This is a genomic window from Streptomyces sp. NPDC003032 (assembly GCF_053591415.1).
In genome coordinates, this window is record NZ_JBSFTT010000009.1 from 216,511 (window position 1) to 239,683 (window position 23,173).

General features: G+C 72.6%; 16 protein-coding genes. 8 read left to right on the forward strand and 8 right to left on the reverse strand.

Annotated features, from left to right (window positions below):
* Positions 1-301: 301 nt before the first annotated feature.
* Positions 302-1,321: an SGNH/GDSL hydrolase family protein gene (locus ACWDZ7_RS15660; protein ID WP_451797343.1), complete on the reverse strand. Its 1,020-nt coding sequence runs from the start codon at positions 1,319-1,321 to the stop codon at positions 302-304.
* Positions 1,322-1,502: 181 nt separating this feature from the next.
* On the opposite strand from ACWDZ7_RS15660, the gene ACWDZ7_RS15665 reads away from it, so the two are divergent.
* Complete coding sequence (locus ACWDZ7_RS15665) at positions 1,503-2,894, forward strand: cystathionine beta-synthase (protein ID WP_451797345.1); 1,392 nt, start codon at positions 1,503-1,505, stop codon at positions 2,892-2,894.
* A 239-nt stretch (positions 2,895-3,133) separates the two neighbouring features.
* Here the strand turns inward: ACWDZ7_RS15665 and ACWDZ7_RS15670 are convergent, their stop codons facing one another.
* On the reverse strand, positions 3,134-3,964 hold the full coding sequence (locus ACWDZ7_RS15670; RefSeq protein ID WP_451518763.1) for a helix-turn-helix transcriptional regulator: 831 nt from the start codon (positions 3,962-3,964) through the stop codon (positions 3,134-3,136).
* Between the two features lie 154 nt (positions 3,965-4,118).
* Between ACWDZ7_RS15670 and ACWDZ7_RS15675 the strand changes: the two genes are divergently transcribed.
* A complete protein-coding gene (locus ACWDZ7_RS15675; protein ID WP_451797347.1) occupies positions 4,119-4,880 on the forward strand; it encodes an SDR family oxidoreductase in 762 nt (253 codons plus the stop codon).
* Between the two features lie 18 nt (positions 4,881-4,898).
* Here ACWDZ7_RS15675 and ACWDZ7_RS15680 read toward each other — a convergent pair whose 3' ends face one another.
* Positions 4,899-5,324 carry a hypothetical protein gene (locus ACWDZ7_RS15680; RefSeq protein ID WP_451797349.1) on the reverse strand — a complete coding sequence of 142 codons (426 nt, stop codon included), beginning with the start codon at positions 5,322-5,324 and terminating at the stop codon, positions 4,899-4,901.
* Positions 5,325-5,629: 305 nt separating this feature from the next.
* Here ACWDZ7_RS15680 and ACWDZ7_RS15685 point away from each other — a divergent pair, with 305 nt between their 5' ends.
* The gene (locus ACWDZ7_RS15685) at positions 5,630-6,463 is read left to right on the forward strand and encodes a MurR/RpiR family transcriptional regulator (RefSeq protein ID WP_451797350.1); all 834 of its coding nucleotides are present in this window, start codon (positions 5,630-5,632) and stop codon (positions 6,461-6,463) included.
* 25 nt (positions 6,464-6,488) lie between these two features.
* Here ACWDZ7_RS15685 and ACWDZ7_RS15690 read toward each other — a convergent pair whose 3' ends face one another.
* Genes ACWDZ7_RS15690 through ACWDZ7_RS15700 form a run of 3 tightly spaced genes read right to left on the reverse strand, consistent with a single transcriptional unit; the run spans position 6,489 to position 11,819 of the window.
* On the reverse strand, positions 6,489-8,699 hold the full coding sequence (locus tag ACWDZ7_RS15690) for a protein kinase domain-containing protein (RefSeq protein ID WP_451797351.1): 2,211 nt from the start codon (positions 8,697-8,699) through the stop codon (positions 6,489-6,491).
* A complete protein-coding gene (locus tag ACWDZ7_RS15695) occupies positions 8,696-10,969 on the reverse strand; it encodes a protein kinase domain-containing protein (protein ID WP_451797353.1) in 2,274 nt (757 codons plus the stop codon). Before ACWDZ7_RS15695 ends, ACWDZ7_RS15690 begins: the two co-directional genes overlap by 4 nt.
* Before the next feature lie 16 nt (positions 10,970-10,985).
* Complete coding sequence (locus tag ACWDZ7_RS15700) at positions 10,986-11,819, reverse strand: hypothetical protein (RefSeq protein WP_451797355.1); 834 nt, start codon at positions 11,817-11,819, stop codon at positions 10,986-10,988.
* 170 nt (positions 11,820-11,989) lie between these two features.
* Between ACWDZ7_RS15700 and ACWDZ7_RS15705 the strand changes: the two genes are divergently transcribed.
* Together ACWDZ7_RS15705 and ACWDZ7_RS15710 are read left to right on the forward strand one after the other, a co-directional pair.
* Complete coding sequence (locus ACWDZ7_RS15705; RefSeq protein WP_451797356.1) at positions 11,990-15,076, forward strand: AfsR/SARP family transcriptional regulator; 3,087 nt, start codon at positions 11,990-11,992, stop codon at positions 15,074-15,076.
* A gap of 33 nt (positions 15,077-15,109) precedes the next feature.
* Positions 15,110-15,691: a hypothetical protein gene (locus tag ACWDZ7_RS15710; protein WP_451797357.1), complete on the forward strand. Its 582-nt coding sequence runs from the start codon at positions 15,110-15,112 to the stop codon at positions 15,689-15,691.
* A 9-nt stretch (positions 15,692-15,700) separates the two neighbouring features.
* Here ACWDZ7_RS15710 and ACWDZ7_RS15715 read toward each other — a convergent pair whose 3' ends face one another.
* Together ACWDZ7_RS15715 and ACWDZ7_RS15720 are read right to left on the reverse strand one after the other, a co-directional pair.
* Complete coding sequence (locus ACWDZ7_RS15715) at positions 15,701-17,077, reverse strand: APC family permease (protein WP_451797358.1); 1,377 nt, start codon at positions 17,075-17,077, stop codon at positions 15,701-15,703.
* Positions 17,078-17,179: 102 nt separating this feature from the next.
* Positions 17,180-18,592 (reverse strand): diaminopimelate decarboxylase, encoded by a 1,413-nt coding sequence (locus ACWDZ7_RS15720; protein WP_451797461.1) that lies wholly within the window; start codon positions 18,590-18,592, stop codon positions 17,180-17,182.
* 165 nt (positions 18,593-18,757) lie between these two features.
* Here ACWDZ7_RS15720 and hutU point away from each other — a divergent pair, with 165 nt between their 5' ends.
* The 3 genes from hutU (at position 18,758) to ACWDZ7_RS15735 (ending at position 23,081) form a co-directional block, all read left to right on the forward strand.
* A complete protein-coding gene (gene hutU, locus ACWDZ7_RS15725; RefSeq protein ID WP_451797360.1) occupies positions 18,758-20,422 on the forward strand; it encodes a urocanate hydratase in 1,665 nt (554 codons plus the stop codon).
* A gap of 80 nt (positions 20,423-20,502) precedes the next feature.
* Positions 20,503-21,717 carry an allantoate amidohydrolase gene (locus ACWDZ7_RS15730; RefSeq protein ID WP_451797462.1) on the forward strand — a complete coding sequence of 405 codons (1,215 nt, stop codon included), beginning with the start codon at positions 20,503-20,505 and terminating at the stop codon, positions 21,715-21,717.
* Positions 21,714-23,081: a formimidoylglutamate deiminase gene (locus ACWDZ7_RS15735; RefSeq protein ID WP_451797463.1), complete on the forward strand. Its 1,368-nt coding sequence runs from the start codon at positions 21,714-21,716 to the stop codon at positions 23,079-23,081. Before ACWDZ7_RS15730 ends, ACWDZ7_RS15735 begins: the two co-directional genes overlap by 4 nt.
* Positions 23,082-23,173: the final 92 nt, after the last annotated feature.

The following is a 23,173-nucleotide window of genomic DNA, read 5'->3' on the forward strand; positions in this document are numbered from 1 at the left end:
CCAGGCTGCGGGGCGCGGGATGGGCGGACTCCTGGGAAGTTACCTGTACGTAGGGATGGGCGTCAGGGGGCAGGGGCTGTGATGAGGGACGCATTTCTAAGCGGGCGCTCAGGCTGGCGGGGCGCCGGGCAGGGGGTGCCCTTTCTGGTGCGGGCGCGTCGTGGTTGCTCGCGCAGTTCCTCGCGCCCCTTTGGGGCGTTCCCCCGCGCCCCTGACGGAGGCGCCCCCGCCGGGAGCGCCCCATCAGGGGCGCGGGGAACTGCGCGGCCAGCCCCCACCGGGCCGCACGTGGCCGCGAAGCTCACCGCGGCAGCGGAGACGGCTCCGGGGCGTGGATGCGCCGGCGCCGGCGGCGCTTGATGAGGGCCCACGGCCCCCGAGGGCCGGCCGGCATCGCGGCGGTGACCTCCGTACCGCCCTCCGCCGCGGCCTGCGCGGCCGCCCGCGCCACCGGCAGGAACCCCTCGCGCCGCGAGATGTCGGGCCGCTCCTCCTCGGGCCACAGCCCGAGCGCCGCGCAGAGCGTGGGAAGGACCGCCATGGCCGCGGTCGCGTACCCCTCCGCCGAGGGATGGTAGTTGTCGGGACCGAACAGCTCCCGCGGGTTCGCCAGGAACTCGGGGCCGAGCAGATCGCCGAGCGACACCGTCCGCCCACCCTGTTCGACCACGCCGATCGTCTGCGCGGCGGCCAGCTGCCGCGAGACCCGGCGGGCAAGCCACCGCAACGGCTGGTAGACGTTCTCCACGGTGCCGAGGTCGGGACACGTGCCGACCACGACCTCCGCCCCGGCGGTACGCAGCCTCCGCACCGCCGCCGAGAGGTGCCGCACCGACCGCGTCGGCGGCATCCGATGCGTCACGTCGTTCGCGCCGATCATGACGACGCAGACGTCAGGCACCCAGGACGGGTCCGAGAGGATCAGCGTCACCTGCCGGTCCAGGTCGTCGGACTGGGCGCCCGGCAGCGCCACGTTCCGCAGGTCCACGGGCCGCTCCGCGACGGCCGCGAGCCCGGAGGCGAGCAGCGCCCCCGGCGTCTGCCCGGCCCGGTGCACGCCCTGCCCCGCCGCCGTGGAGTCGCCGAGCATCGCGAACCGCACCGGTTCGGAGCAGTCGGGACGGCCGGAGTTCTCGACGTACGCCCTGCCGTAGCGGCCGTCGGACCGCGGCGGATCCGCGTGGGAGCCGCCCACGGACCGCTTCGCCAGCTGCACCTCGGCGAGCACCACGCCGACCGTCGCGGCCCCGATCAGCCCGATGCCTCCGCCGCCGTACGCCGCGCCCGCGGCGATCCGCCGTGCCACCCTCGCCCTCGACATGCCCCGCAGCCACCTCCTCGTTGCCGAATCGCCGTACATCCACTCCTTGCCCCGTAAGCACGGTCGGCCAATCGCAAGCGGAGGTGAACGGATGAGGGAGCCCCTTGGACACCCCGGGCACCCTTAGGCTGACGGCACCCATTCATAATTCGTCGCACTACATCGCAGCCCGGAGACAACGGTGCAATTCCACGACTCGATGATCAGCCTCGTCGGCAATACCCCGCTGGTAAGGCTCAACAACGTGACCGCGGGCATCCAGGCGACCGTCCTGGCCAAGGTCGAGTACTTCAACCCCGGCGGATCCGTGAAGGACCGCATCGCGCTGCGCATGATCGAGGCTGCCGAGCAGAGCGGGGAGCTGAAGCCCGGCGGGACGATCGTCGAGCCGACGTCCGGCAACACCGGGGTCGGGCTCGCCATCGTGGCCCAGCAGAAGGGCTACAAGTGCATCTTCGTCTGCCCGGACAAGGTTTCCCTGGACAAGATCAATGTGCTGCGCGCGTACGGCGCCGATGTGGTCGTCTGCCCGACCGCTGTCGACCCCGAGCACCCGGATTCGTACTACAACGTCTCCGACCGGCTCGTACGCGAGACGCCCGGCGCGTGGAAGCCGGACCAGTACAGCAACCCGAACAACCCGCTCTCCCACTACCACTCCACCGGCCCCGAGCTGTGGGAGCAGACGGAGGGGAGGATCACCCACTTCGTCACGGGCATCGGGACCGGCGGCACCATCTCCGGGACCGGCGGCTATCTGAAGGAGATCTCGGAGGGGAGGGTCAGGGTCGTCGGCGCCGACCCCGAGGGGTCCGTGTACTCCGGCGGGTCCGGGCGGCCCTACCTCGTCGAGGGCGTCGGCGAGGACTTCTGGCCGACGGCGTACGACCGTGACGTCACCGACGAGATCATCGCGGTGTCCGACAAGGACTCCTTCCAGATGACGCGGCGCCTCGCCAAGGAGGAGGGGCTGCTCGTGGGCGGCTCCTGCGGCATGGCGGTCGTCGCGGCGCTGCGGGTCGCGGAGCGGCTGGGCCCGGACGATGTCGTCGTCGTCCTCCTGCCCGACTCCGGGCGCGGCTACATGAGCAAGATCTTCAGCGACGAGTGGATGAACGACTACGGCTTCCTGGAGGAGCCCGGCGACCAGCCGCGCGTCGGCGACGTGCTGGGCCGCAAGGAAGGCGGCGCGCTGCCCTCGCTGGTGCACATGCACCCCGAGGAGACGGTGGGCGAGGCCATCGACGTGCTGCGCGAGTACGGCGTCTCGCAGATGCCGATCGTGAAGCCGGGCGCCGGTCACCCCGACGTGATGGCCGCGGAGGTCATCGGCTCCGTCGTCGAACGCGAGCTGCTCGACGCCCTGTTCGCCCAGCGCGCCTCGCTCGGCGACCCGCTGGAGAAGCACATGTCGGACCCGCTGCCGCAGGTCGGCTCCGGTGAGCCGGTGGCCGACCTGATGTCGGTGCTCGGCCGCGCCGACGCGGCGATCGTCCTCGTCGAGGGCAAGCCGACGGGTGTCGTGAGCCGGCAGGACCTGCTGGCGTTCCTCGCGGAGCAGCAGGGGCAGTGAGCGTCGGAGCCGTGGGGTGAACTTCGCGGAAGTGGTACGAGCGTGTCACGTCCGCGCAGCACCCGCTTAACACTGCTCCGGCACATTGGTGGTTGTCGGCGTCAGGAACTCCGGAGCGGCTCCCGGACCTCCATGGACGCCTGGACGTGGCCCGGCCCTGACCTGGCCCACGTCCCTCGCGGGGACCGCCGTCGTCCCGCCCCCTGGGTGACCGGGGGTGCGGCGGTCCCCGCGATTGCTTACGGGGCGCTCAGTGCCCAACTGCCCAGCAGCGCGAGGCGGTCCGCGGCCTCGCTGGCCGGTTCCGCCATGTAGACGATCAGCATCTGCTCGGGGTCGCCGGGCAGAGTCAGTGTCTCGTACGGCAGGGCCAGTTCGCCGACGAGCGGGTGGATGATCCGCTTCACTCCGTGGGTCTTCTCCTTGACCTGGTGGTCCGCCCACAGGCGGCGGAAGGCCTCGCTCTTGACGGACAACTCGCCCACCAGGGCACTGAGTCGCGTGTCTGCGGGGCAGCGCGCTGCGTCCAGGCGCAGATACGCGACGGTCTCCGCCGCGACCGCCTCCCACTCCGGGTAGCAGGCGCGTGCCGGGGCGTGCAGGAAGACCTGGCGGGGGACGTTGCGTTCGGCGGGCGACAGCCGGGACCAGCCGTTGAGGGCGTCGCCGAGGGCGTTCCAGGCGAGGACGTCCATGCGGCGGCCGACGATGAACGCGGGCGCCCGGTCGATGGTGTCGAGCAGCAGCCGCAGGCCGGGGCGGACCTTCTGCGCTGCGGACTTGTCCTTGCGGGGGCGCGGCCGCGGGCGGGCCACCGTGCGCAGATAGGCGTGCTCGGTCTCGTCCAGGCGCAGCACGCGCGCGATGGCGTCGAGCACGGCGTCGGAGACCGAGGGGCCGCGGCCCTGTTCGAGCCGGATGTAGTAGTCGACGCTGACGCCCGCCAACTGCGCGACCTCCTCACGGCGCAGGCCGGGCACGCGGCGGCGGCCGTGCGAGGCGAGGCCCACGTCGGCGGGTTGTATGCGGGCGCGCCGTGAGCGCAGGAAGTCTCCGAGGTCGCCGTCCATGTGTTCGATCCTAGGCGGCGGGGACGGATCGAGCCTGGTACTGGCAGACCTAGGAAAAGCGCATCCCTGGGTGGCGGGACGTGTCCCCCGCAGAGTTGGCACCGGCGCCGCCAGGGAACAAGCCCGGCGGCCGGGACCAACAGGGAGTACCCCCATGACGTACACGACACTTGAGGGTCGTACCGCCGTCGTCACCGGAGCCGCCAGCGGCATCGGCGAGGCGACGGCCCGGCTGCTCGCCGGGCAGGGCGCGCGGGTCGTGCTCCTCGCCCGGCGCGCGGAGCGCCTGGCGGAGCTGGCCGGGAAGATCGAGGCGGACGGCGGCACGGCGCTCGCCGTCGCCGCCGACGTCACGGACCAGGCGTCGGTGGACGCCGCCGCCGAGCGGGTCCGGGCGGCCTTCGGGCGGGTGGACCTGGTGGTGAACGCGGCGGGCGTGATGTTCCCGAACCCGGTCACCGAGGGCCGCGCCGACGAGTGGCAGCGCATGCTGGACACGAACGTGGCGGGCGCGCTGCGGATCATCCGCGCCTTCACGCCGGACCTGATCGCGGTGGCCGAGGAGGGCGGGACGGCGGACCTGGTGAACATCTCGTCGGTCGGCGCGCATCTCGCCTTCCCGAACTACGCGGTGTACGGGGCGACGAAGGCGGCGCTGACCCACCTCTCCGAGTCGCTGCGTACGGAGTTCGGCCCGCGCGACGTCCGCGTCACCAACGTGGAGCCCGGACTGACGGAGACGGAGCTGCGCGGGCACATCGACAACGAGGAGCTGAGCGGTCAGCTGTCCGGCATGTTCGCCGCCATCGGGTCGCTCGCCTCCGACGACGTCGCGGACCTCATCGCCTACGCGGCCAGCCGCCCCCGGCACGTCAATCTGCGTCAGCTGATCGTGCTGCCCACGCGTCAGGCGTAAGCCCCGGACAGCAGGGGATTACTCGTCGTCCCACTCCGAAGTGCGGCCCTTGCGCCGCTGCCCGAAGCCCGCGCCGCGGACCGCGTGCACCGCGTTCACGCCGAAGATGCCCGCCCAGGTCACGAAGAGGCCGGTCAGGCCCGCGTTGGCCACGCCGATCGCGGAGAGCGGGACCGCGAGGATCAGCGAGATCACGCCGAAGCCGAACCGCTCGCTCCACGAGTCCAGGGCGCTGCCGCCGGAGGGGCGGGCGCCGCGGGCGACGACCATCTGCTGTTCGGCCAGGTGGCGGCGCATACGGCGGTCGATCGTGCCGTCGAGGCGTTGCTCGATCTTGCCGAGGAACGCCTCGACCAAGGCGGAGTCGTACTCTTCGCCTAGCTCTCTGCGGGCGTGCAGAGTGGCGTCGAGTTCCTTCTTGAGTTCGGCGTCACGGGCTTCCATACGGGCTACGTTACGGCGCCGGGGCCCCGGGGGCGGTGGGGGTAACCCCCCTTTCCACCCGGGGCCCAGCCCCCGGTGGCACGGCGCCGCCCTGGCCAGGGCCCGGTACAGCGCCCTGTCGCTGGCTCAGGCTGTATATCGTCATGCAGAGTTCTTGCTGTCTGAATAGGCTGTCAATGGTTTTCGGCGCACCGGCGTAAATCACCGGCAGCAAGTGGCGTACCGCCTGGTGGTGGGCTGCGAGCCGGCGCCGGAGCGACCGTGAGCACGACCGTGGGTACAGACATCCTGAGGGGGACGACGGCATGACGGACAGCCCTGCCGCGCGACTGCAAGTGCTCTTCGAGGGGCACCGGCTCACGCCCACGCAGCGCCGCATCGCGCACTGCATGGTGCGGCGGGCGGCGGACGTCCCCTTCCTCTCCAGCGTCGAACTGGCGGAGCTGGCCGGGGTGAGCCAGCCCTCGGTCACCCGCTTCGCGGTGGCACTGGGCTTCGACGGCTACCCCGCCCTCCGCAGACACCTGCGGGACGTGGCGCCCACGGAGGCCGCCGGCGGGGACGACCTCAACGAGTACCAGCAGGCGGTCGAGGCGGAGATCGAGAACCTCCGGCACCTGGCGGACGCCCTCGCGGACCCGAGCCCGGTGGAGCGGGCGGGCCGCCTCCTCGCCGCCTCCCGCCCCCTCCCCGTTCTCGGCCTGCGCGCCGCCGCCTCCCAGGCGTACGGCTTCTCCTACTTCGCCGCCAAGGTCCACCCCGACGTACGCCTCCTCGACGAGGGCGGCACGATGCTGACCGACCGCATCGACGCGGCGGTCCGCGCGGGCGCCACGGCCCTCCTCTGCTTCGCGCTCCCGCGCCACCCCCGCGAGGTCGTCGACGCGCTGGCCCACGCCAGGGAGGCGGGCCTCACGGTGATCACGGTGGCGGACTCCCCGTTCGCCCCGGTGGCGACGTACTCCCACCTCCTGCTCCCGGCAGCCGTGGGCACGGGCCTGGCCTTCGACACGGCCTGCGCCCCGATGCTGCTGGGCCGCGTCCTCCTGGAGGCCATGTGCGACGGTCTTCCGGACGCGCAGGCGCGCCTTGAGGAGTTCGACGCGGGGGCGGTGGCGCGGGGGTTGTTCGTGGAGTGAGCGGCGCCCTTGTGCGGGAGGTCCGCTACGCCCTGGGCACCGAGAAGCGGAAGAGCTTGCCGGACCAGGTGGCGTACAGGTGGTTGCCGATGGGCTGTGCCGACCAAGGGCCTGAGCTGCCGGTGGCCCGGTGGTGCCAGACCTGTTCGCCGGTGCCGGCGTGGAAGGCGTACAGGCCCTTCTTGCCCGCGGCGAGGAAGAGCCCGCGCAGGGCGCCCAGGAGGTCGAGGTCGCCCAGGGCTGCCCCCGCCGTCCAGCGTTTCGTGCCGGTCTTGGCGTCGATCCCGTACAGGACCTTCTTGTCGAGGTAGCAGACGGTCGCGCCGGCGCGTGCGTAGCCGCGGTTGCCGCGGGCGGTGGTCTGCACCGTCCACAGGGTCTTGCCCGACGCCGGGTCGAAGGCGGCGAGCAAGCCGCGGGTCGAGCCGCTGAAGCCGGTGCCCGGGTAGCAGAACAGGGTGCCTTCGAGCAGGCTCATGCACCCCGCGTAGCCGAGAATCTCGCTGTTCGTGGGCGGGAGTTCGGTGGCTTCGCTCCAGAGCGTCTCGCCGTTGTCGGGGTCGAGGGCGAGCAGCTTCATGTCGGCGTCGATGCCGTAGAGCACCTTGCCCTTGTCCGGTGGGTAGAGCGTGACGAGGTCCTTCGCCCATACGCGCTCGCCCGTGTCCCGGTCCAGGGCGGAGTAGCCCCTGAGCATCGCGCCCGGTTCCGTCTTCGACGCGCCGCCCCAGGCGAGCGGCGCGCCCGCAGGGGTGACGCCGAGGATCATGCTCACGTCCTTCACGTCGCGTGAGGTCCACCGCACCTCGCCGCTCGACGCCTCCAGGGCCTGGAAGCGTCCACCACTTGTGATCATGACCAGCTCGCCGTCCGAGAAGTCCAGCTTGGGCGCGCTGTCCCCGGCCGGGGACGCGTCCCACACCTTCTTGCCGGACCGGCCGTCGAACGCGTGCACCTTGCCGTCGGTACGTACGGTGTAGACGCGCTTGTCGTCGGGGAGGGCGTCGGTGTTCTGGCCGCCGAGGTCCTTCCACAGGAGCTTGCCGGTGGCCCGGTCGAAGCAGGCACCGGAGGCCTGTTGGGTGCACAGCAGCGTGGACCGGGTCACCGCGCGCAGGGACATGCCGGGCTGCGGAAGCTCCTTGGTCCAGTCGAGTTCAGGGGTGGCGGCCGTGCCCTTGCCGTTCTTGCCGTCCTCGCCCCGTGAGCGCAGGAACCAGGTGGTGCCGCCGGCCGCCGCGGTCACGGCGAGAGCGGCGCCGCCGGTCAGCAGCCGGCGGCGGCTGAGCAGCGGGGCGCGTACCGCGTCCTGAAGTGTGCGCTGGTCCTCGGTCACCTGGAGCTCGACCGCGCCGAGCCAGCCGGCGGTGGTCTCCGGGCGCAGCCAGGCCTGTAGTTGCTCGACGGTGGGGCGGCGGGCGGGGTCCTTGTCGAGGCACGCGGTGACGATGCCGAGCAGGCCGTGGGGGACGCCGTTCAACTGCGGCTCTTCGTAGGCGGCCCGGTAGAGCAGGGCGTGTACCGCGCCGGTGCCGAAGGGCGGTATGCCGGTGGCGGCGAAGGCGAGCACGGCGCCGAAGGCGAACACATCGGACGCGGGCGTCAGTTCGAGACCCCGCGACTGCTCGGGCGACATGTAGCCGGGCGACCCCGCGACCTGGCCCTCGGCGGTGAGCACGGTTCCGTCGACGGCCCTGCTGATGCCGAAGTCGATGACCCGGGGACCGTCGAGGGTGAGCAGGATGTTGGACGGCTTGAGGTCGCGGTGGATGAGCCCGGCGCGGTGGATCGCGGCCAGCGCCTCGGCCAGGCCGCCGCCGAGCACACGCAAGGTGGGCTCGGGCATGGGCCCGTGGGCCTCCAGCGCGTCGGCGAGCGAGGGGCCGGGGATGTACGCGGTGGCCAGCCAGGGCTGCGGCCCCTCGGGGTCGGCGTCCACGACCGGCGCGGTGAAGGCGCCGGAGACCGCGCGGGCGGCGTCGACCTCGGCCTTGAAGCGGCGGCGGAAGTCGGGGTCGGCGGCCAGTTCGGGACGTACGACCTTGACGGCCACCGCACGGCCACTGCGCGACGCGGCGAGGTGGACGCGGCCCATGCCGCCCGCGCCGAGCTCCCGGATGACCCGGTAGGGGCCGATGTACGAGGCGGGGGAGGAGGCGGGGGAGGAGGCTTGCGGGGGCGGCGCGGACGGCGGCGCGGATGGCGGCATGGGCGGCGGCATGGGCGGTGTGGTCATGAGGTGTCGCTCCGGAAGGCGTAAAGGGTGGTCTCGGACGCGGCGAAGAGCGTGCTGCCGGAGGTCTGGAGCAGCCACTCGCTCTTGCCCCCGGTTTTGCCGGACGGCTGGTGTGCCCAGAGCGGCTTGCCGTCGGAGGCGCGCAGGACGATGAACCCCGGAACGTCACCGGTGGCGAACGTGGCGATGGCCACCACGGACGCGGAGACGGTCGGCCCCTGGCTGTTCGCGCCGCCGGTGGTCGTCAGGTGCACCGGGCTCGCCGTGTGCCACACCTGCTCGCCGCTGCGCATGTCCAGGGCGAACACGGTGCCCGGACCGTCGTGCAGATAGGCCCGCTTGCCGCGGACCCTGGCCGCGCTGATGGTGGTCGTCTCGTTGACGGCGGTCCACAGCTTCTTGCCGTCGGTGACGCGGAAGGCCTGCGCCTTCGTACTGGTGACGAGCAGCGTCTTGCCGTCGGTGGACAGGTGCGGATAGGCGCCGGGCTTGATGACGTCCGGGACCTTCCACCGTTCGGCGCCCGAGCGCAGGCCGAGGCCACGGAGCGTGCCGTTGTCCTGGAGGAAGCAGAGGTTCCCGTCGGCGTACGCCTGGAAGTCGCTGCCCTTGACCGTGCGCGACCACAGCACCTTGCCCGAGCGGAGATCGACCGCGAGCACCCCGTAACCCTTGTGACCACTGGTGCCGACGACCGCGACCTGACCGGCGACGGACAGGACGCTGTCGACGAAGTCGGAGGACTGGGCGTCGGCGCCCTGCTCGGTGAGCGCGTGGGTGAACTTCTGTCTGCCTGTGGCGTCGACACCGGACAGATAGCCGCGCTCGCCGCTCCACGCCGAGGCGAACAGCGTCGATCCGCGCACGCCCAGCCATTTCGGGTCGGTGGAGACGTCGGAGGGCAGGCGCAGCGAGCCCGTCCAGCGTTCCTTCCCGGTGGTGGTGTCGTAGGCGGTCGCGCGTCTCTGCTCCCAGTGCACCAACATGTCGCCCAGGAGCTGCAGTTGTGCGCTCGCCAGCTTCTTCAGCGGGACCGACCACCGTGGCTTCGGGCCGGCCGGGACCTTGGGCTCGGGCCGGCCGGTGGTGCCCGCGCTGCCGCTGCCGCCGCCCCGGGCCGGGGTCGTGCCGGGCTTCGACCGCCACCCGGCCAGCGCCGCGGCCCCTCCGCCCGCCGCGACGGTGGTGCCCGCCGCGGCGATCCACAGGAACCTGCGGCGGCTCGGCCCCCTTGGGGCCTCGGCGGCGAACGGGTCGACGGGCGGAGCGAGGGACGTCAGGGGCACGGGCGGCGCGGCCACCAGCACGGCGGCGTGCGCCTCCCGCCGCGCCAGGTCCTCCCGCACGCCATCGATGAGCAGCGCGGCAGGGTCGGCGGCCCCGGACCCGACCAGCACCGACGCGGCGGGCGGCCTGCGGGCGGGGTCCTTGTCCAGGCAGGCGCTGATCAGCGGGCTCAAGGCCGCGGGTACGCCATCCAGTTCGGGCGGCTCATGGACGGCCCGGTAGAGGATCTCGGCCGTCCCTCCGGTGCCGAAGGGACCCCGCCCGGTCGCCGCGAAGACCAGGACGCAGCCCAGGGAGAAGATGTCGGCCGCCGGGCCCGCCTCGCGGCTCGACATGATCTGCTCGGGCGCCATGAATCCGGGCGTCCCCATCACGGCGCCCGTCCGGGTCACCTGGGTGGCGTCCACCGCGCTGCTGATGCCGAAGTCGATGACGCGGGGCCCGTCCTCGGCGATGAGTACGTTGCCGGGTTTGAGGTCGCGGTGGACGATGCCGGCGTCATGGATGGCGAGCAGCGCCTCCGCGAGGCCGGTGCCCAGGGCCCGCAGGCCGGCCTCGGGCAGCACACCGAAGCCGCGTACGACATCGTGCAGCGACGGCGCCGGGACGTAGGCCGTGGCCAGCCAGGGCTGTGGGGCGTCCGCGTCCGCGTCGAGCACCGGCGGGGTGAAGAAGCCGCTCACGCGGCGGGCGGATTCGGCCTCGCGCCGGAAACGCCCGCGGAAGTTCGGCGCCTCGGCGTACTCGGGCCGGATGACCTTCAGGGCGACCAGCCGCGAACCCGGCGACCTGGCCAGGAACACCCTGCCCATGCCGCCCTCGCCGAGGAGCTGGAAGACCTCGTAGGGGCCGATACGGGCGGGGCTCTGCGGGTTCTGCTGCCGGGGGCCGCCCCGGTCCGGCGGCTGCGGCACTGTGGGGTGCGTGGGCTGCACGGGCTGTACGGCCGTGGGGTCGCCGCCTTCGTAGGGATGTGTGTGCACGTCGTCGCCGCGGCGGTCAGCTCAGCGAGGCGAGGACGTCACGGGCGGCGGTGATGGCGGCGTTCTCGGCCTGCTTCCGCGTGGTGTCGGACGTACTCCGGCTGTAGGTGAAGTCCACGCTGAGCGAGGCGTTGCCCTCACGGACGACCACCTCGGACTGTGCCAGCGTCCCGTCCCTGGCGTCGACGGTGCTGACGACGACAGCCTCCTCGCCGAGCCCGCTGACCGGCCGGGAGCCCTCCGCCTTGCGCAAACCGTTGAGGTCGCTGAGAGCGGTTCTCTTCTTGAGGTCGTACTGGCCCTTGACACTCGCGCTGACCGTGAGGCTCACGCTCAGGCTCTGATAGCGACCGTAGTCGGCGGGCTCCCACTTCGGCATCCTGGTGATCATCGTGGCCAGGTCCTTGTCGTCCATCAGGCCGGGCGTGCATTCACCTCCGGGCGCGATCTCCTCGATGGTGGACGCCTTGATCAGCTCACACCCCTTGGGCACCTTGGAGAACGCCTTGCCCGACGACGGCGCCTTCGGCTTGGCGGCGTCTCCCGGTGCGCCGGAGGGCTTGACCGACGCGGTGCCGCCCTTGTCGTCGTCCTCCGAGGTGGTGATGACCACGCCGACGACCACGGCCACGGCGAGCGCCGCGGCGCCACCGATCAGCCATATGCGCGAACGGCCGCCGCCCGGGGCGGAATTGCCGGGGCCGCCCGCCGGAACCGGCTGCGACCAGGCCGAAGGCACGCCTGGTGCCTGCGGCGGGACGGGCGGCGGCGCCTGGCCGGGCATCGGGGGCGGCGCCTGGCCGGGGCCGCCGAAGCCCTGCCGGGGATCCACCTGCGGGTTCTCACTCACGGAACAGCTCGCTTTCCTACGGTTCACGCCCTCGGGAGCGGACACAACGCGCCGTACCCTCTCGCGAGACACTGCAATGCCGATGAAATCCTGCTGAAGCAGGGGACGCGGACGCCGCTGGGAAGCGGGGAACCACGGGTAACTACGGGGAATCACGGGGGGTCTTCGGGGTGGGCACGAGCACAGCGGACACGACCGGCTCAGGCGGGACGACAGGCACGGAGGACACGAAGGACACGAAGGACATGGAGGACATGGAGGGCGCGGGGGACACGGAGGGCACGGACGACGCGGCGGACCATCTGCGCCTCGCCCTGCTCGGCCCGGTCGGCGCCCATCGCGGGGAGGTGCCGCTCGACCTGGGACCCGTACGACGTCAGGCGGTGCTGGCCGCACTGATCCTGCGTACGGAGACACTCGTCACCCATCAGCAACTGCTGGACGACGTATGGGGACTGGAACCCCCGGGCACGGGCCGCCGCGTCCTGCCCAGCTACGTCTACCCCCTGCGCAAGGCACTGGACGTACCCGGCACCGGACCCGCCGCATCCGTGATCCGCGGTGAGCGTGGCGGTTACCGCTTCGTACCGGGCACCCGAGCCCGCACGGACATCGGCGAGTTGGCCGGACAGGCCGCCGCGGCGCGCCGAGCGAAGGCCGCAGGCGACCTCCGCACCGCCCTCGACGGCTGTACGCGGGCACTGGACCTGTTCCGCGGGGAACCGCTGTCCGGCCTGCCCGGCCCGTTCGCCGACGCCGAGCGGCAGCGCCTCGCCCGGCAGCGGCGCACCCTCCACCAGGAGCGGGCGGAGTGCCTGCTGCTCCTGGGCCGGTACGCGGAGGCCCTGGACGCACTCCTGGCCGCGCCCACGGCACAGCCGCACGACGAACCGCTCGCCGCCCTGCGCATGCGCGCGCTGTACGGCAGCGGCCGGCAGGCCGAAGCGCTCGCCGCCTACCAGGAGACCCGGGACCGGCTCCGCGGCGAGCTGGGCGTGGAGCCCGGCGAGGAGCTGCGCCGGGTGCACCAGGGCGTACTGCGCCGGGACGACCTGATGCTGCTCGGCCGGGCACCGCTGCCCCGAGCCACCGACATCGCCGCACAAGCACCGCCCCCACCCCCACCCGCGCCCAGGTCACGCCCCCACCGCAACGAACTTCCCGGCGACACCCCCTGGCTCGTAGGCCGGGAACCGGAACTCGCCCTGCTCACCGCGCCGGTGCCCCAAGGCTCCGTCTCCGTGGCCGCCATCGACGGCACGGCGGGCGTCGGCAAGACCGCGCTGATGGTCCGCGCCGCCTGGACGCTGCACGACCAGTACCCGGACGGCTGCCTGTTCGTGGACCTGCACACGCACGGCGCCCCCCACGAGAGCCCGCGCCCGCAGCGCGCACTGCACCGGCTGCTCCGTTCGGTCAACGGCGCCGACGACGAAGTGCCGGACGACCTGGACGAGTTGGTCACCGCCTGGCGCGCGGCCACCAGCTCCCTGCGGCTGCTGCTGGTCGTGGACGACGCCCGCAGCGCGGAACAGGTACGCCCCTTGCTGCCCGCGGGCCCGGGAAGCCGCGTCCTTGTGGCCGGCCGCCAGCGTCTGCCCGGCCTCGACGCCGACCGGCGGCTCACCGTGGAGCCGCTGGACACGGGCGAGGCGGTCACGCTGCTCACCCGCCTCCTCGGCGAGACGCGCGCCGAACGGGAACCGGAGGCCGCGCGGGAACTCGCCCGCCGCTGCGGCGGTCTCCCGCTGGCGCTGCGGATCACCGGGGCCCGGCTGCAGAACCGCCCGTCCTGGACACTGGCCCACCTGGTCGGCCGGATGTCGGACGACGAACGCCGCCTGGGCGAACTGCGGGCGGAGGACCGCAGCGTGGAGGCCGCCTTCCGGATGTCCTACGACCTGCTCGCCCCCGAACTCCGGCGCGGCTTCCGGGCGTTGGGGCAGGCCCCGACCGCCGAGTTCGACGGGCTCGCCCCCGCCGTCATGCTGGGCCGCTCGCTCCAGGACACCGAGGACCTCCTGGAGCGCCTGGTCGACGCGAGCCTGCTCCAGCAGCCACGGGCAAGCCGCTACCGGCTGCATGATCTCGTACGCGACCACACGCGCCGCCTCGCCGCCGCCGTGCCCGAGGAGGCCGCCGCGGACCGCGCCGCCGTGCTGCACCTCTACACAGCCGCCGGGCGCATCGCCAGCGACTGGGGCCCCGAGGGCTTCCCGACCGGCCCCGACATCTCCGACTCCCCCTTCTCGAACTGGCGGGAGGCCGACGCGTGGCTGGATGCCGCGGGCGGCCAACTGCTCGACGTGGTCGCCTTCGCGGCGGCCACCGGGCAGCACGACCACGCCTGCTGGATCGCCGAGGCCCTGGTCGACCCGCTGGTCCGCCAGGGCCGCTACCACGAGTGCCGCGCCGCCCTGGAGCTCGCGCTGCCCAGCGCCGACCTGGCCGACGACCGGCGGATGCCCTCCTCCCTGCGCAACTGCTCGGCCATCGCGGACATCTACCAGGGGCGCTTCCAGCAGGCCCACGCCTGGTGCGCCGACGCGCTGCGCCTCGCCCGTCACCAGGGCGACCTGCGTGAACAGGCGCGGGCCACCGCCGGGCTTGGCGCCGCTGAGCGTGCGCTGGGCCGCTTCCCGGAGGCGGTCGCCCATCTGAGCGAGGTCATGGAGCTGGCGGCCCGGCTCGACGACGACTGGCTGTCCGGGATGTCGAGCTGCAACCTCGGCGCCCTCCACGACCAGCAGGGACGGCACGAGGAAGCACTCACGTACTACGCCACCTCCCTCACCTTCGCCGAGAAGATCGGCCGCCCCCGGATGATCAGCAAGACCCTCTGCTTCACCGCCGAGGCCCATCTGGCGCTCGGCCGGCACACCGAGGTCAAAGGCCTGGCGAGGCGCGCGGCGGAGCTGGCCCAGGAGGTCGGCGACCTGCAACTGCGCGCGACAAGCCTGTCGCTGCTCGGTGCCGCGGAGCACGGTGCCGCGGAACACGGGCACGGTGACCTGCTGTTGGCCATCACTCTCCAGCGCGAGGCCCTGGCCACGCTCACCGAGCACACCAGCAGACCCCTGGAGATGGAGGTCCGCCGCCGGCTCGGACGCACGTACGCGGCAGCGGGCCGCCAGGCCGAGGCAGAGCAGCAGTTCCATATCGCCCGGTCCCTGGCAGGGGCGGAGGAGGGCGGTCTGTTCTCACCCTCTCCTCAGATTCCACCGCTAACCTCCTCCGCCGAAGCAGCGGAGGCATAGCGGCGGTACAGCGGCGGCATAGGAGGCGACGACGTGGGACGCGGCGGACATGGTCTGGTGAGGGTGCCGGTGGTGGTGCGGGCCGGGGCGGCGCCCCTGTGGTGGCTCGGGGTGGCCGCCGCCGGTGTCGGGGCGCTGCCGGACGGGCTCACCGGGCGGCGCATCGGCGCGCTCGCCGGGGCCGCGCTGTTCATCGTGACGGCCGCCGTCATCGCGTACGCCCGTAGGAAGCGCTACACCGCCCTTGCCCGCGAGGCGACCCGCGCCGGGAAGTACGACGTGCTCCAGAGCCGGTCGGTGACCGTACGCAACTGGCGGCGCGGCCACCGCTGGTGGCTCGTCGCCGCCTTCCTCGCCGCGCTCGGCAGCGCCTTCGCCCTGCCTGTGGCGGGCGGCGCGGTGCTGGCGGGCGCGGGAGTCGGCCTGTGGGCGAAGGCCGCCTGGCTCGGCCGCCGCGAGCAGGACGGCGATGTGCTCCTGTGGGTACGCGTCGACTGGCTCGGACGCGGGGCGGGCGCCCCTGCGGGCAAGACGGCCAAGGCGTACCGCACCACGGGCCCGGCGGCGGGCGACGCCCTGCCCGGCGGGGCACGGCGCCGCACCGCCGCCGTGTGACGCCCGGGGTCACTCCTCGCCCCGCGCCTTCAGCACCACCTTGTTGACCACCCACAGCGCCACCCCGATGGCGATCAGGATGCCCGCGCGGATGTAGACCTCCGCCGGACGGTCGGCGAGCGGGCTCGCCAGGATCACCGCCGTGATCGCGCCGAGCACCGGAAGGACGGTCGGCGTGCGGAAGTGCGTGTGGTCGACGGGGTCGCGGCGCAGGACCAGTACCGCCACGTTGACCACCGCGAACACGCACAGCAGGAGGAACGCCGTCGTGTCGCCGAGCCCCTCGATCTCGCCCGTCGAGACCAGGCCGACCGCGAGGAGCGAGACGAAGACGATGCCGACGACCGGGGTGCGGCGCTTGGCGAGGACGCGGCCCATGGCGCGCGGCAGGATGCGTTCGTTGGCCATGCCGTAGCAGAGCCGCGAGGCCATCATGATGTTGATCAGCGCCGAGTTGGTGACCGCGAAGAGGGCGATCAGCGCGAAGAGCTTGTGCGGGAAGTCGACGCCGCCCGCCTTCACGACCTCCAGGAGTGGCCCGCTCGAACCCTCCAGCGTCTTGTAGTCGACCAGGAGGGACGAGACCAGCGCCACCAGGACGTAGATCGTGCCCGTCACCGCGACCCCGATGAAGATCGCGCGCGGGAAGGCGCGCACGGGGTCCTTGGTCTCCTCGGCCATGTTGACCGAGTCCTCGAAGCCGACGAAGGCGAAGAAGCCGAGCGCGGTCGCCCCCAGCACCCCGGTCATCAGGGCGTAGCCCGTGCCGCCCCCGCCGGCCTCGAAGTCGGTGAGGCGGGAGGGTTCGCCGTCCCCGCTCAGTACGGCGTACGCGCCGATGGCGAGGATGATCGCGAGACCGGTCAGTTCTACGAGGGTCAGGACCACGTTCGTCTTGACGGACTCCGAGACGCCCCGCAGGTTCAGCGCCGCGAGCAGGACGATGAAGGTGATGGCGATCAGGGTCGGCGGCAGCGCGTCGCCCGTCAGCTCACCGAGGTAGTCACCGCTGAAGGCACGGGCCGCCGCGCTCGCCGACGAGAGCCCCGAGCACATCACCATGAAGGCGATGATGAAGGTGAGGAACGGCGTCTTGAACGCCTTCTGGGTATAGAGCGCGGCCCCGGCCGCCTTCGGATACTTGCCGACCAGTTCGACGTACGAGGCCGCCGTCAGGATCGCCACGACGAAGCCGATCGCGAACGGCAGCCACAGCGCGCCGCCGACCTTCCCCGCGACCTTGCCGGTGGTGGCGTAGATGCCCGTGCCGAGGATGTCGCCGATCACGAAGAGGATCAGCAGCTTGGGGCCGATGGCGCGGTGCAGCGCGCCGTCGTCGGCGGGCGGTGGTGGTGGTGCGGCGGTGGGCGTGTCCGATGTCGTCACAGGAGCCTCCCCCGAGAACGTGGCCTGGGAGGGAGGGTCTGCCCGTGATCCAGGTCACTATGCGCGAGTTGAGGAACCTCAGAGGTACCGCGTTGAGGAACCTCAGAGGTACCGCAGCGCGTCCCGTTCCGAGCCGCCGCCCGCCTCCGCCACGATCTCGTCGAGCGTCTGCGGCTCACGCGCGGCGGCGAACCGCACCTCGTCGGCGTACGTCGCGAAGCCGTGGATGCCGGGCCGGGCAAGGCTGTTGTAGGAGTAGTGGGCCGTGAAGTAGTAGGCGCCGGTGTCCAGGACCGCTACGTGATCCCCCTGTTCGAGCAGCGGCAGCGGGCGGTTCTCGGCGAGCAGGTCGCCCGCGAAGCAGGCCGGGCCCGCGATGTCCTGGCCGACGGCGGGCCCGCTCTTGGGCCGCCCCTTCGCGTCGTACGCGGCGATCCGCAGCGGCCACGAGAGCGGCGCGTACACCGTCCGCGTCGCCACCTGCACGCCCGCGTGCGTCACCGCGATGGGCCTGCCGCCCGCCTTCTTCGCGTACTCGACGCGGGCGAGGACCGTGCCGTGCTTGGCGAGCAGCGACCGGCCGAACTCGGTGACCAGGCCGTACCGCCCGTCGAGCAGCCCCGGCACCCTCGCCTTGAGGCGGCGCGCGTACTGCGCGTGCGTCGGGGTCTCCTCGTCCGAGCCGAAGTTGACGGGCAGACCGCCGCCGATGTCGATGGTGTCGATCTGCCGCCGCCCGGCGCGTTCGTTGATCTCCTCGGCCAGTTCGTACGTCGCTCCGACCCCGCGCACCATCATCTCCAGGGGCATGCCCTGTGAACCGGAGTGCGCGTGCAGCCGGGTCAGCCACGGCCGGTCGAGGCAGGCCTGGACCACCCACTCCCGGGCGGCCTCGTCCAGCAGCGGGATGCCGAACTTGGAGGTGGGCGTGGCCGTCGACAGGGCGCCGATCGAACCGCCGCCGATCTGCGGGTTCACGCGCAGCCCGACGGGGGAGCCGGTCGGCGCCGACTGGACCAGGGCGTCGACGCGGGCCAGCTCCTGCGGGTTGTCGGCGTTGACGGCGATGCCGAGCGCGAGCGCCTGGCGCAGTTCGGCGGGCGTCTTGGCGGGGGAGTCCAGGACCGTGTCGGCGGGCGCGACGCCGGCGGCCCGCGCCAGGGCCAGCTCGCCGGGGCTCGCCACCTCGGCGCCGATCCCCGCCGAGCGCAGCAGCCGCAGCACCGGCACGAGCGGGGTCGCCTTCACCGCGAAGGCGTGCAGGACGGGGGTGCCGGGCGGGGTGACCGCCTCGAAGGCGGCGCGCAGGGCGGCGGCGCTCGCGCGGATGCCGGCGATGTCGAGGAGGGCCGCGAGGGGGGTGGAGGGGCCGACGACGCCCTGCTCGACGGCGGCGCGGATGGCTTGGTCGCGGCGGGTGGGGGAGTCACTCCCGGGGGCGGTACCGGGATCAGTACCGGTGTCGGCGCCTCCGTGGAGATCCTGCGTCCGGTCGTTGTCCTCGTCGTGGCCCATGCGATCCAGCCAATCATCCGGGCCGCGTACGCCGCTGGTGTACTCGCGCATTCGTTCGCTATTGACTAGCTCTATTCAGCCCATCAGGATGTGAATAACAAGGTCACAGGTGACAGGTCACAGCAGTCTCATCCGAGGCAGTCTCATCCGAGGAGGCACCGCCCCATGTCAGGACCCCGCCCCGTACGAGCGCCGCGCGGCACGGAACTCAGCGCCCTGGGATGGCAGCAGGAAGCCGCCCTGCGGATGCTCCAGAACAACCTCGACCCCGAGGTCGCCGAGCACCCCGACAAGCTCGTCGTCTACGGCGGCACGGGAAAGGCCGCGCGCGACTGGCGGTCGTTCGACGCCATGGTGCGTACGCTCCAGACCCTCAAGCAGGACGAGACGATGCTCGTCCAGTCGGGCCGCCCCGTCGGCGTGATGCAGACCCACGAGTGGGCGCCGCGCGTCCTGATCGCCAACTCCAACCTCGTCGGCGACTGGGCGAACTGGGAGGAGTTCCGCCGCCTGGAGCAGCTGGGCCTCACCATGTACGGCCAGATGACCGCGGGCTCGTGGATCTACATCGGCACGCAGGGCATCCTCCAGGGCACCTACGAGACGTTCGCCGCGGTCGCCGCGAAGAAGTTCAACGGCACCCTCGCCGGGACCATCACCCTCACGGCCGGTCTCGGCGGCATGGGCGGCGCCCAGCCGCTCGCCGTCACCATGAACGACGGCGTCGCGATCTGTATCGACGTCGACCCGCGCGCGATCGAGCGCCGCATCGAGCACAGGTTCCTCGACGTGCGGGCCGACTCCCTGGAGCACGCCCTCCAGCTCGCCGTCGAGGCGCGTGACGCCCGTCGCCCCCTCTCCATCGGCCTGCTCGGCAACGCCGCCGACCTCCTGCCCCGCATGCTCGCCGAGTCCGCGCCCATCGACATCGTGACGGACCAGACCTCCGCCCACGACCCGCTCGCGTACCTCCCGACGGGCGTCGACTTCGACGAGATGCAGTCGTACGCCACGAAGGACCCGGCGGGCTTCACGACGCGGGCCCGCGAGTCGATGGCCAAGCACGTCGAGGCGATGGTCGGCTTCATGGACGCGGGCGCCGAGGTCTTCGACTACGGCAACTCGATCCGCGGCGAGGCCCAGCTGGCGGGCTACGACCGCGCCTTCGCCTTCCCCGGCTTCGTCCCCGCGTACATCCGCCCCCTCTTCTGCGAGGGCAAGGGCCCCTTCCGCTGGGCGGCGCTGTCGGGTGAGGCGTCCGACATCCACAAGACCGACAAGGCGATCCTGGACCTCTTCCCGGAGAACGAATCGCTCCACCGCTGGATCAGGATGGCCGGCGAGCGCGTCCACTTCCAGGGCCTCCCGGCCCGCATCTGCTGGCTCGGCTACGGCGAGCGCGACAAGGCGGGCGAGCGCTTCAACGACATGGTCGCGAGCGGCGAACTCCAGGCCCCCCTCGCGATCGGCCGCGACCACCTGGACTGCGGCTCGGTGGCATCCCCGTACCGCGAGACGGAGGCCATGCTCGACGGCTCCGACGCGATCGCCGACTGGCCGCTCCTGAACGCGATGGTGAACGTGGCGTCGGGCGCGAGCTGGGTCTCCCTCCACCACGGCGGCGGCGTCGGCATGGGCCGCTCCATCCACGCGGGCCAGGTCTCGGTCGCCGACGGCACGAAGCTGGCGGGCGAGAAGATCCGCCGCGTCCTGACGAACGACCCCGGGATGGGCGTCATCCGGCATGTGGACGCCGGTTACGACATCGCGGAGTCGGTGGCGGACGAGAAGGGCGTACGGGTTCCGATGCGGGAGAGTGAAGGCGAGTGACGGGAAGTTCAGCCCCTCCGGCGTTCGAGGAGCGGGGACCGGGGCAGAGCCCCGCGACGTCCACGCCCTCTTTCCAGGAGATGTGGCGGGACCTGAGCCCCATCGGCAGGGACAAGGACAGCGGCGGCTACCGCCGCTACGCCTGGACGGAGGCCGACACCGACTGCCGAGCCTGGTTCAGACACCAGGCGGAGTCGAGGGGCCTGACCCACGAGCTGGACCGCAACGGAAACCAGTGGGCCTGGCTGGGCGACCCCACGGCCGGGGACGCGATCGTCACCGGCTCCCACCTGGACTCCGTCCCCGACGGCGGCGCCTTCGACGGCCCCCTGGGAGTCGTCTCCTCCTTCGCCGCCCTGGACGAACTGCGCGCTCGCGAGGCGCGGTTCACGAAGCCTGTGGCGATCGTCAACTTCGGCGACGAGGAGGGCGCCCGCTTCGGCCTGGCCTGCGTAGGCTCCCGCCTCACCGCCGGACAGCTCACCGCCGAGGCCGCGCGCGAGCTGCGCGACGGCGACGGGGTCAGCCTGCCCGAGGCGATGGAGGCCGCCGGATACGACCCTTCGACGATCGGCCCGGACCCCGAACGCCTCGCCCGTATCGGCGCGTTCGTGGAGCTGCACGTCGAACAGGGCCGCGCCCTGGACCTGTCGGACGACCCCGTGGGCATCGCGTCCGCCATCTGGCCGCACGGCCGCTGGCGCTTCGACTTCCGGGGCGAGGCCAACCACGCGGGCACGACCCGCCTGGCCGACCGCAGGGATCCCATGCTGACGTACGCGGAGACGGTGCTCGCCGCCCGCCGCGAGGCGGAGATCGCGGGCGCGGTGGCGACGTTCGGCAAGATCTCCGTCGAGCCGAACGGCGTCAACGCCATCCCGTCCCTCGTACGCGGCTGGCTGGACTCCCGCGCCGCCGACCAGCCGACCCTCGACACGGTCGTGACGGGCATCGAGAAGGCCGCCCGGGAGTACGCGGAGCGCCACGGCATCGACCTGGACGTCGTACGCGAGTCCTTCACGCCGATCGTCGAGTTCGGGCACGCCCTGCGCGACGAACTCGGCACGATCCTGCGCCGCGGGAGTACCGGGGAGGCGGCCCGCCCGATCCCCGTCCTCGGCACGGGCGCGGGCCACGACGCGGGTATTTTGTCCGCCTCCATCCCCACCGCCATGCTGTTCGTACGGAACCCCACGGGCGTCTCGCACTCCCCGGCCGAGTACGCCGCCGAGGACGACTGCCTGGCCGGGGTGACCGCACTCGCCGACGTACTGGAAGGGCTGGCGTGCAGGTGACGACGGAGCGGACGGAGACGGACACGTACTGGCTGGAGCACGCCTGGCTCGGCACCCACGTCGAGCCGGGCGTGGCGGTGGAGGTGACGGCCGACCGGATCACGGCCGTCCGCGAGGGCGTCGAGGCGCCCCCGCCCGGCGCGACGATCCTGCGCGGCCTGACCCTCCCCGGCCTGGCGAACGCCCACTCGCACGCCTTCCACCGCGCGCTGCGCGGCACGGTCCAGGTCGGCTCCGGCACCTTCTGGACCTGGCGCGAGGTCATGTACGGGGTGGCGGACCGCCTGACGCCCGAGAAGTACCACGCGCTCGCGCGTGCGGTGTACGCGGAGATGGCGCTGGCGGGCGTCACGACGGTCGGCGAATTCCACTACCTCCACCACGGGCCCGGCGGCACCCCGTACGCCGATCCCAACGCGATGGGCGAGGCGCTGATCCAGGCGGCGTCGGACGCGGGCGTGCGCATCACGCTCCTGGACACGGCGTACGTGGCCTCAGGACTGCTCTCCGAGTCGCGGGGCGAGCCCCCGAACCGCCACCAGCTGCGCTTCTCCGACGGCACGACAGAGGCGTGGGCCGAGCGGGCCTCGGCGCTGAAGGAGCGTCCGCACGCCCGCGTCGGAGCGGCGATCCACTCCGTACGGGCGGTCCCGTCCCGCCAGTTGGGCGTGGTCGCACAGTGGGCGTCGGAGCGAGGCGCCCCGCTCCACGTCCACCTCTCCGAACAGACGGCGGAGAACGACGCGTGCCAGGCGGTGCACGGCTGCACGCCCACGCGGCTGCTGGCCGACCACGGAGTCCTCGGCCCCCGCACCACAGGCGTCCACAACACGCACCTCACGGACGAGGACATCGCACTGCTCGGCCGCACCACGACGGGCACGTGCATGTGCCCGACGACGGAACGCGACCTGGCGGACGGCATCGGCCCGGCGGTCCGTCTCCAACGGGCGGGCAGCCCCCTCTCCCTCGGCAGTGACAGCCACGCCGTCATCGACCTCCTCGAAGAGGCCCGAGCGATGGAGCTGAACGAGCGGCTCCGCTCGCACACGCGGGGCCACTGGACAGCGGCGGCGCTGCTACGGGCGGCCACGGCCGACGGCCACGCGGCGCTCGGCTGGCCCGACGCGGGCGTCATCGAGCGGGGCGCTCTGGCGGACCTCACGACGATCACCCTGGACTCGGTCCGCACGGCGGGCCCCGTCCCCCGCCTGGCCGCCGAGACGGCGGTCTTCGCGGCGACGGCGGCGGACGTGCGGCACACGGTGGTGGGGGGCCGTCATGTCGTACGGGACGGGTCGCATGGGTTGGTGCCGGATGTGCCGTCGGCGTTGACGGAGGCGATTGACGCGCTACGAGATTGACGCATTCTCCAAACCCGCCCCTACCCGAATGTTCCAGCCCCTCCGGCGTTTGAGGAGCGGGGTCCGGGGCGGAACCCCGGTTTCGGGAAGGG